The 7,192-nt window shown below is 69.9% G+C and carries 7 protein-coding genes; 2 read left to right on the forward strand and 5 right to left on the reverse strand.

The features are described 5' to 3' along the window. Window positions 1–881, reverse strand: an 881-nt coding sequence (locus ABNT58_RS24435; protein WP_348755993.1) for a SulP family inorganic anion transporter, incomplete at its 3' end; no start/stop codon positions are given. Window positions 882–1,075: 194 nt separating this feature from the next. Between ABNT58_RS24435 and ABNT58_RS24440 the strand changes: the two genes are divergently transcribed. Then, entirely contained in the window at window positions 1,076–1,504 is a 429-nt protein-coding gene (locus tag ABNT58_RS24440) for a cupin domain-containing protein (RefSeq protein WP_348755994.1), read from the forward strand. A 17-nt stretch (window positions 1,505–1,521) separates the two neighbouring features. On the opposite strand, the gene ABNT58_RS24445 is transcribed toward ABNT58_RS24440, so the two are convergent. After that, a complete protein-coding gene (locus ABNT58_RS24445) occupies window positions 1,522–2,178 on the reverse strand; it encodes a glutathione S-transferase family protein (protein ID WP_348755995.1) in 657 nt (218 codons plus the stop codon). A 79-nt stretch (window positions 2,179–2,257) separates the two neighbouring features. Between ABNT58_RS24445 and phaZ the strand changes: the two genes are divergently transcribed. Further along, window positions 2,258–3,475: a polyhydroxyalkanoate depolymerase gene (gene phaZ / locus ABNT58_RS24450; RefSeq protein ID WP_348755996.1), complete on the forward strand. Its 1,218-nt coding sequence runs from the start codon at window positions 2,258–2,260 to the stop codon at window positions 3,473–3,475. 3 nt (window positions 3,476–3,478) lie between these two features. Here phaZ and ABNT58_RS24455 read toward each other — a convergent pair whose 3' ends face one another. The 3 genes from ABNT58_RS24455 to ABNT58_RS24465 all read right to left on the reverse strand — a co-directional run. After that, the gene (locus tag ABNT58_RS24455; RefSeq protein WP_348755997.1) at window positions 3,479–4,879 is read right to left on the reverse strand and encodes a GNAT family N-acetyltransferase; all 1,401 of its coding nucleotides are present in this window, start codon (window positions 4,877–4,879) and stop codon (window positions 3,479–3,481) included. A 256-nt stretch (window positions 4,880–5,135) separates the two neighbouring features. Further along, window positions 5,136–6,182: an isocitrate/isopropylmalate family dehydrogenase gene (locus ABNT58_RS24460; RefSeq protein ID WP_348755998.1), complete on the reverse strand. Its 1,047-nt coding sequence runs from the start codon at window positions 6,180–6,182 to the stop codon at window positions 5,136–5,138. 86 nt (window positions 6,183–6,268) lie between these two features. After that, window positions 6,269–7,192: diguanylate cyclase (locus ABNT58_RS24465; RefSeq protein ID WP_348755999.1), on the reverse strand; the 924-nt coding region annotated here is incomplete at its 5' end.

Raw genomic sequence — 7,192 nt, forward strand, 5'->3', positions numbered from 1 at the left:
GCCTTGGCGATGGAAAACGACTGCCCCAGCGCCACGATGGTGAGCGCAAAGGCCAGGCCGGCCAGCTCGGGCACCTGGCTCCACGACACCTGCGGCACCGTGAGCGGCGGCCAGGCCGAACCCACTTCACCCACGGTGCGCACCGGCGGCCACAGGCTGCCCTGGGCCAGCCACCAGCCGGCCAGCGTGCCTGCGGCCAGGCCCATCAGCATGAAAGGTGAGCTGCGCCGCCAGCGCCGCAGACCCAGCGCGGTGGCCAACGCCAGCGAGCCCGCGAGCAGCGCAGCGGGATTGAGCCCTTCGATGCGGCGCACCACCTCCACCACCACGGTGCCGGCGCTCTGGCCGGCGGGCAAGGCAATGCCCAACAGGTCGTGCGAGGCATGCACCGCGATCAGCAGCGCGGCGCCGGCGGTAAAGCCCTGCAGCGCGGCCGGCGAGATGAAGTTGGCCAGCGTGCCCAGCCGCAGCAGGCCGATGAGCGCCTGCATCACGCCCACCATCAGCGTGACCACCAGCGCCAGCTGCACGTACTGCGGCGTGCCCACCGCGGCCAGCGGCGCCAGCATCGCGTACAGCGCCAGCGAGTTGGCATTGGTGGGCCCCGACATCACATGCTGGCTGCTGCCGGCCAGCGCTGCCACCAGGCACGGCAGCACTGCGGTGTACAGGCCGAACTGCGGCGGCAGCCCGGCCAGCGTGGCAAAGGCGATGGCCTGCGGCAGCACCAGCACCGCGCCCAGCAGGCCGGCCAGGGCGTCGGCCTTGAGCGTGCTGCGCGAGAGCTCGAACACCCAGTCGCCCAGCAGGCGGGCGGCGGCCCGTTGCAGCGGGCGGGGTGGCACGGGGATGGAGGCGGAGCGCGGCGCGTCAGTGGGCATGCGAAACGGCAGGGGCGGCAGGAGCGGCAAGGCGACGACAGCTGGCAACCCGAGGGTGCACCGCAGCCGCCTGGGTGGCCATGGGCGGTGGACCGCCAGCGCAGCCCATGATAGGCGCCGCCCGTGGTGCACCGCGCCGGGGTGGAACGGCGCATGCATGCTGCAGCGCATCAACTTCGCCGATGGAGGCCTGCATGCTGGACACCACGACCACGCGCTTCTCCCACGTCAAGCCCGGCCAGACGCTGTGGCGCGGCGAAGGGCTGCGGGACTTCTTCCTCTACCGCGACCTGGGCGTGGCCGATGCCACCAACGGCCAGGTGATCGCGCAGCTGGTCAAGGCCAACACCGCGCCCGAAAAAGGCACCGGCTGGCACCGGCATGAGGCGCAGTTCCACTTGGTGTACATGCTCAAAGGTTGGGCGCGCTTCATGTACGGCGACCAGGAAACGCTGGTCGAAGCGGGCGACATGGTGCACCAGCGCCCCGGCATCGTGCACTTCCTGTTCGACTACTCGCCCGACATGGAGTACCTGGAGATCGTCGGGCCGGCCGACTTCGGCACCGTGGACGTGGAAGGCCCTTGCGCGGTGCCAGCGCCAGGCGCCTGGCCAGCCGCTTGAGCCGCCAGCCCGCCTGATCAGAATTCCATGTCGAGCTCTTCGATGTCGTCGGGCTCTTCCAGCGCGGCGCGGCGCCAGGCCTGCATCTCGGGCTCGGCCAGCATGCGGGCGGCATAGCCGCCGCACAGCTCGTCCAGCGCCACATGGTAGGTCTTGAAGCGGGTGGCCACCGGCGCGTACATCGCGTCGGCCATGCCGCGCTGCGTGCCGAACAGGTAAGGCCCGCCGTACTGCTGCAGGCAGTCGCGCCAGATCTCCAGCACGCGGTCGATGTCGGCCTGCGCACGGTCCCAGATGCGAAAACCCGGTGAATCGCCCTTGAGGTTCATCGGCAGCGCCGAGCGCAGGTTGCCGAAGCCCGAATGCATCTCGCCGCACACCGAGCGGCAATGCGCGCGCGCCACGCGGTCGGCGGGCAGCAGGCCGGCCTCGGGCCTCAGCTCGTTGAGGTATTCGCCGATGGCCAGCGTGTCCCACACGGTGGCGCCCTCGTGCCGCAGGCAGGGCACCAGGATGGAAGGCGACATCAGCAGCAGTTCCTTGCGGGCGGCGATGTCGTCGGGCGCGACGCGGATCTCGTCCACCTCCAGCCCGGCATAACGCGTGAGCAACCAGCCGCGCAGCGACCAGGACGAGTAGTTCTTGCTGCTGATCGTCAACGTGGCGCGGGCCATGGTGTTCCTTGAGCGACAACGACGGGGCGATCGACGCAACTGCTGTGCCACGCTGGCTCGTTAGTTGCGTGGACTGCGCATGCTTTACGACACCTACCAGGCGCATGCCGATCTGATGTGGCCCTGGCGTGCGATGGCGCGCAGCAGCCTGCCGCTGTTCGAAGGCTCGCTGAAGGCGCTGCTGCAGCTGCCCGCCGTGCGCAAGACCGCCGCGGCCCTGGACGTGTTCAGCCTGGCCGAGGTCACACACCAGCGGCTGCCTTTCGGCATCGACAGCGTGCGGGTGCACGGCGAGCCGACCGCGGTGGAAGAAGAAGTGGTGCTGGCCACACCCTTCGCTTCGCTGCTGCACTTCAAGAAGCCCGGCATCACCGACCAGCCGCCGCTGCTGATCGCCGCGCCGATGTCGGGCCACTTCGCCACGCTGCTGCGCGAGACGGTGCGCACCACGCTGCGCGACCACGACGTGTACATCACCGACTGGCACAACGCCCGCGACGTGCCGCTGGCCGCCGGCCGCTTCGGGCTCGACGAGTACATCGAGCACCTGATCGACTTCATGGCCCACATCGGCCCCGGCGTGAACCTGCTGGCCATCTGCCAGCCCTGCGTGGCCGCGCTGGCCGCCACCGCATTGATGGCCGAAGACGAGCACCCCGCCACGCCGCGCACGCTCACGCTGGCGGCCGGCCCGCTCGATTGCCGCATCAGCCCGACGGCGGTGAACAAGCTGGCCGTCACCAAGCCCATCTCGTGGTTCGAGCAGCGCCTGATCGCCCGCGTGCCGCTGCGCTTCAAGGGCGCGCTGCGGCGGGTGTACCCGGGCTTCGTGCAGCTGTCGGCCTTCATGAGCATGAACCTGGAGCGGCACGTGCAATCGCTGCGCGAGATGTATGCCGCGGTGGCCGCCGGCGAGCATGACAAGGCCGAGCCGGTGCGCCGCTTCTACGAAGAGTATTTCGCGGTGGCCGACCTGCCGGCCGAGTTCTACCTGGAGACGGTGCAGCGCGTGTTCCAGGACTACGACCTGCCGCTGGGCAAGCTCACTTGGCGCGGCCGACCGGTGCGGCCACAGGCCATCCGCCGCACCGCCCTGCTGACCATCGAAGGCGAGCGCGACGACATCTGCGCCGTCGGCCAGACGCTGGCCGCGCACGAGATGTGCAGCGAATTGCGCCCCACCCGCAAGAGCCACTACGTGCAGCCCGGCGTGGGGCACTACGGCGTGTTCAGCGGCCGGCGGTGGGACACGCAGATCTACCCGATGCTGCGGGACGTGGTGTACCGCAGCCGCTGAGCCTCAACCCACCGCGGCCAGCGGCCCCACCCCACGCGGGGTCGCAGGTGCGGATGCGGGTGAAGCCGCAGGTGCAGGTGCAGGCGCCGCGGCCACATCGGCCACCGCCACCGCCACCGGCCGCATCAGGTCGGCCGCGGTCTGGCCTTGTTCCAGTGCGGCCACGCAGCGGCGCCACGGCTCGTCGGCGCCCAGCAGCTTGAAGCCGTAGAAGCCGCCATACACCGAGCTGCGCCCGCCGTTGCGCATGATGCGCACCTGCAGGGTCGAGCGCTCCTGGTCGCCCAGTTCCACCACGGCCGTGCCTTGTGCATCCAGCGGCAGCGGCACCTTGCACTCGGCCTGGAAACCACCGGCCGAAACCTCGATCACCGTCAACGGCAAGGCCACGCCGCCCAGCACCAGCTGCGCCGGGCAGCGCAGCGAATAACGCTGGTGGCGCCGCAGCGGGTGGTGGCCGATGGCCTGCGGCTGGCGGCCGGGCAGCACCGGGTCGTAGTCCGGCAGGCCGTAGATGGAGCGCAGCAGCAGCCGCTTGCGCTCGTCCAGTTCGGCAAAGCCCTGGGTCATCCGGTTGAAGAAGTGGTCCAGCAGCTCCGGCGTCATGACCGGATCGTTGGTGGTGTGGTAGCGGCGCTGCGGCAGCTGGATGTGGGGCAGCCGCGTTTGCACGAAGTACTTGAACAGGTTCTTGCGCGCGCTGCGGCTGCCGTACACCCGCTCGAACAGCGCCGGCGCCTGGGCCAGGTCCAGCGTGGCGCCCACGGCCGGCGCGCCGTTGGCGAAGTCGTACTTGTCCACCACGTTGCCGCGCAGCCGCTGGAAGAACAGCAGCGACTCGTACAACTCGATCTTGTCGGGGTTCACCGCGATGACCAGGTGGCGCACATCGAAGTACCGGGTGCAGTACTCGTACATGAACTTCATCAGCGGAAACAGGATGGCGCCGCCGGTCTTGCGGTAGTCGGGGTGCACCGCCAGCGCCGAGATCTCGGCGATCTGGCCTTCCTTGGCGCGCACCTCGTTGAGGTCGAAGGCGGCCTGCAGCGGAAAGCCGAACACGCCCTCGCGGATCATCGACATCGTGCCCACCACGCGGCCATCGATCTTGGCGCACAGCGTGGTGGTGGTGGGCAGCGCGTGGTAGGGCGTCACGCGCAGGCCCGAGGGGTGCGGCTTCATGAAGCCGCTGGCCACATAGGCATCGTGCAGCAGCTGGAAGCAGGCGGTCAGCTCTTCACGCGTGTCGGCGATCTTGAGCTGCAGGTGCCCGGGCGGCGCGGGGTCGCAATCGATCATCCGCCGGTACAGCGCGAAGCGCCAGCGCACCGGCATCACGTTGAGGGCGCGGCGCACGGCCTGGTGCCACTGCTTGCGGAAGGAAGATCGTTGGATGCGCGCCATGGTGTCTGCCCCGGTGGTGGTTCATGTCCCCGGAGCGGCGCGCACACTTCGCCATCGGCTGCTGCCACTGTACCTGCCCCGACCAGGCCTCTTCACCACCTTGTGCACCGCGGGCGCGGTGCAGGGGCCCGTTGCGGGGCGGCTGCGCGGCAGGCGCATCGCTCCTGTCAGGAGCTTCGACCTGCGTGCAGGCGCACTTGAGCTGGCGAAACGAATGGATACCACCCCGCGCGGCGGCGGGGTGTGCGGGCCGGCTTCAGCCGTTCTTGATGCGGGCCACCACCGCCTGCGCGAACTCGGGCGTGCTGGCCTTGCCGCCCAGGTCGCCGGTGCGCACCTGATCGACGTTCAGCGTCTGGTCGATGGCGGTGCGCAGCTGGGTCGCCAGGTCTTGCCGGTTCACGTGGTCCAGCATCATGGCCGCGGCCAGCATCAGCGCCACCGGGTTGGCCTTGCCCTGGCCGGCGATGTCGGGCGCCGAGCCGTGCACCGCCTCGAAGATGGCGGCATTGGCGCCGATGTTGGCGCCCGGCGCCATGCCCAGGCCGCCCACCAGACCGGCCACCAGGTCGGAGATGATGTCGCCGAACAGGTTGGTGGTGACGATGACGTCGAACTGCCAGGGGTTGAGCACCAGCTTCATCGCGCAGGCGTCGACGATCACCGTCTCCAGCTCGAACTGGCCCTTGTACTTGCTTTCATACAGCTGCTGGCCGGTTTCCAGGAAGATGCCGGTCAGCGCCTTCATGATGTTGGCCTTGTGCACCAGCGTCACCTTCTTGCGGCCGTTGGCCACCGCGTACTCGAAGGCGAACTCCAGCGCCCGGCGGCTGCCCTGCCGGGTGTTGATGCCGGTGGCCATGGCCACGGCGTGCGGGTCGTTGTCGATCTGCACGTAGTGCTCGTGGCCGATGTACAGGCCTTCGAGGTTTTCGCGCACCACCACCAGGTTGACCTTCTCGTAGCGGCCACCGGGCACGATGGTGAGTGCCGGGCGCAGGTTGGCGTAGAGCTGGAATTCTTCGCGCAGCCGCACGTTGGACGAGCGATAGCCGCCGCCCGAGGGCGTTTCCAGCGGGCCCTTCAACGCCAGCCGGGTGCGGCGGATGCTGTCCAGCGCCGCCTTGGGCAGCGGGTCGCCGGCCGACTTGACGCCGGCCAGGCCGGCCTCCTGCCGGTCCCATTCGAAGGGCGCGCCCAGCGCGTCCAGCGCCGCCAGCGTGGCGTCGACGATTTCAGGGCCGATGCCGTCGCCCGGGATGAGCGTGGCGGGAATGGGGGTGGAGGTGGTGGCAATGGACATGGCAGAAGGGCTGGATCGGTGACGGTTCATGGTATGCCATGCCCGGGCCCGCCAGCCCCTTTCAGGGCCAAGAACTGATTGAAATGTCAGTCGCCCTGGCGGCCGGCCACCAGGCGCAGCGCCGGGGCTTCCAGCAGCTTGCCCACCATGTTCACGCGCCGCTCCAGCCGTTCGGCGGCCAGGCGCTGCGCCCGGTGCGCACGGCTGTAGAGCTGCGCGGCCGAGACCACTTCGTCGTCGTACGCGCCCACGCCCAGCGACATGCTCACGCCCAGCGATTCGCCATCGCCCAGCTGCACCGGCTCGGCCATCGCGGCCTCGATGCGGGCGGCCAGCGCGCCGGCCTCGGCTTCGGCGCCATGGCGCATCACGATGCCAAATTCGGCCTGGCCCAGGTGCGCCAGCAGGTCGCCCACGCGCACCTGATGGCCCAGCCGGCGGGCCACCTCGCGCAGCACGTCGTCGGCGATGGCGCGGCCGAAGCCGGTGGCGATGTCGCGGTGGCCGTTGATGCACAGCGACAGCACGCTGAAGGGCTCGCCGGTGCGCATCGAATATTGCAGCTCCACGTCCAGCGCTTCGTCGAAGCGGCGGCGGTCGGCAATGCCGGTGACCGGATCGGCCTTGGCCGCCCGCGCCAGCGAGACGGCGCGGTAGTGCGCCAGCAATGCGGTGCCGGCCAGCACGGCGGCGTCCTGCAGGCGCTGCACTTCGGCAGCGCCAAAGGCATGGGTCTTCGGCGACAGCACGCCCAACGTGCCCAGCAGCTGGCCGGCTTCATCCACCAGGGCCAGGCCCGCATAGCTGCGGGCGTTGGGGGCGGCGGCGCGCAGGGCGGTGGTCGCGGCGCTGCCATCGGCTTGCAGATCGTCGATCACGCACAGCGCCTGGCCCGCGTGCGCAGCAGCCGGCTCGGCCTGCGGCGAATCAAGCCCCACCGAGGCCTTGAACCACAGCCGGTCGGCATCGAGCAGGCCCAGGAAGGCCACCGGCGCACCGGTCAGCGCCGC

The sequence above is a fragment of the uncultured Aquincola sp. genome (assembly GCF_964001545.1).
GTDB lineage: Bacteria > Pseudomonadota > Gammaproteobacteria > Burkholderiales > Burkholderiaceae_C > Aquincola.

Coding starts and splice junctions, on each gene's coding strand:
- ABNT58_RS24440 (WP_348755994.1), top strand. CDS start 1,076: ATGCTGGACACCACGACCACGCGCTTCTCCCACGTCAAGCCCGGCCAG.
- ABNT58_RS24445 (WP_348755995.1), bottom strand. CDS start 2,178: ATGGCCCGCGCCACGTTGACGATCAGCAGCAAGAACTACTCGTCCTGG.
- phaZ (WP_348755996.1), top strand. CDS start 2,258: ATGCTTTACGACACCTACCAGGCGCATGCCGATCTGATGTGGCCCTGG.
- ABNT58_RS24455 (WP_348755997.1), bottom strand. CDS start 4,879: ATGGCGCGCATCCAACGATCTTCCTTCCGCAAGCAGTGGCACCAGGCC.
- ABNT58_RS24460 (WP_348755998.1), bottom strand. CDS start 6,182: ATGTCCATTGCCACCACCTCCACCCCCATTCCCGCCACGCTCATCCCG.